The sequence below is a fragment of the Thiohalocapsa sp. genome (assembly GCF_019695415.1).
Taxonomy (GTDB): domain Bacteria; phylum Pseudomonadota; class Gammaproteobacteria; order Chromatiales; family Chromatiaceae; genus Thiohalocapsa.
Genome location: NZ_JAIFKJ010000651.1, coordinates 1 through 2,043, shown reverse-complemented (window position 1 = coordinate 2,043; position 2,043 = coordinate 1). Strand labels below are relative to the sequence as shown.

Genomic DNA, 2,043 nt, shown 5'->3' with positions numbered 1-2,043 from the left:
CCGGCGGCTTGTTGGCGATAAGCCTAGCACCGCCCAGCGGGCCGGGGAGCTGAAGTTCTTCGGCGAGCATAAGCCGGTGGAAAAGGCCGGGGCGTTCGCCGCGTTCTTGAAGCCGCTGCGCGGCATCGACTGGGTGGTCTATGCCAAGCGCCCCTTCGCCGGACCGCAAGCGGTGCTCGCTTACCTCGCTCGCTACACCCACCGCGTGGCCATCGCCAACAGCCGGCTGATCGCCCTTGACGAGAAAGGGGTCACCTTTAAGTTCAAGGACTACCGGGCCAAGGGCCGCTGCCGCTATGGGTGCATGACCTTACCGGTGGAAGAGTTCATGCGCCGGTTCCTCCTGCACGTCCTGCCGCCACGGTTCCACCGCATCCGCCACTACGGCCTGTTGGCCAATGCCGCAAGGGTCCAGAACCTGGCGAGGGCCCGGGAGCTGCTCGCGGCTCCGCTATCTCCGCTCATTGCCGTGCCTGTGGCCACCGCTGAGGATGCCACACAGGATAACCCAAGCGAAACAAGCGAAAACGCCCGCCCTTGTCCCTGCTGCGGTGCACCCATGGTGATCATCGAGACCTTCGCCCGCGGCCATCTCCCGCGCGCCCCACCATCGGCAATGAGCGAGGCCGCATGAGCATCGCCATGACAAGCTACGATGCCGCACCACCCCTAGATCATCGCCTTAGCCGCGGTGACGGGAAGGTCATGCTGATCGACTCAAAAAGCGCGCTCCGCTGGCCTCAACTCCCTCGTCGCGCCCACACCTCTTCGCGCCCTATTGCTCCGATTGCCTCTTGGCGATGCTCTGCAGAGCAGATCAGCAAGGCCACAACCCTCGGCGCCACCCAGAGGCCCAATTCAAATCCCCATAGCCTCGAGCCACCCCTGACCTTGTTCCATGCCTCCCGCGGTTTCCTCCCTCGAGGCTTATCCGACGCCTACCGCCGACCCTGCTGACTTGTCACTCTCCGGCTAAGACATCGGCTCCGGCACCGTCATCGACTGCCGTCAGTCGGCGGCAGGCATCGGATAACCCTTAACAGAAGCGGTCGCGGACGATAACGATGAAAGACGACCGCAAGACGCCGAAGGACTAAACCGCTCGCGCGGTAGGGGGCGGTGACGCCGACGGAGGTGCTTTTTCAGCGGGATGGGTCTGTCCCGTCTAGAGGTTAGAGGTGCAGTACATCCTCAACCCAAGACAGGAGCAGACCCATGTCGAGTCACGATACATCGATCAGCCCGTTGCGTCAGCGCATGATCGAGGATATGACGCTGCGCAAGCTCTCGCCCAAGACGCAGAGTGGCTATCTGCGCTGGGTCAAACGCCTCAACGGCTTTCTCAAGCGTTCGCCGGCGACGGCCACGGCGGAGGATCTGCGCCGCTTCCAGCTCGATCTGGTCGAGCGCGGTGTTGGCCGCGGGAGTATCAACGCGGCAGTCACCGCACTGAAGTTCTTCTTCGAGGTCACCCTCGGGCGCGGTGAGTTGCTGGCCAAGATGAGCCATGTCCACCAACCGCGCAAACTCCCAACGGTGCTCGGGCACGAGGAGGTCGAGCGGTTGCTGGAGGCGGCTCCCGGGCTGAAGTACAAGGCCGCCTTCTCGGTGGCGTATGGGGCCGGCCTGCGCGCTGCGGAGGTCGTGGCGCTGAAGGTCGACGATATCGACAGCCAGCGGATGGTCATCCGCGTCGACCAGGGCAAGGGGCGCAAGGACCGCTACGCACTGCTCTCCCCGACCCTGCTGAAGGTACTGCGGGCGTGGTGGCGCGAGGGCAACGCGCGCGGCAAGATGTTGCCCCACGGCTGGCTGTTCCCGGGCCAGGACCCGATCAATCCACTCTCCACGCGCCAACTCAACCGCGCTTGCCACGCCGCCGCCGAGAAGTCGGGCCCCGCCAAGCGGCTTTCACCCCATACCACGCGCCCACGCTTCCCCACGGAACGCTTGGCGACCGGGGACGACCTCCCACCCCTCACAGCTCCGCCAGCGCCCAAGAACCGGGGAACCCACGCACCCACACACCCCGCCGCCAACCCA

Annotated in this window: 2 protein-coding genes; both read left to right on the top strand. The window is 65.1% G+C overall.

Annotation, left to right across the window (positions count from 1 at the left end):
* The coding region (locus I6U14_RS17785; protein WP_296901160.1) for a transposase at positions 1–634 on the top strand (634 nt) is incomplete at its 5' end.
* A gap of 581 nt (positions 635–1,215) precedes the next feature.
* Positions 1,216–2,043, top strand: an 828-nt coding sequence (locus tag I6U14_RS17780) for a site-specific integrase (RefSeq protein ID WP_296901157.1), incomplete at its 3' end; no start/stop codon positions are given.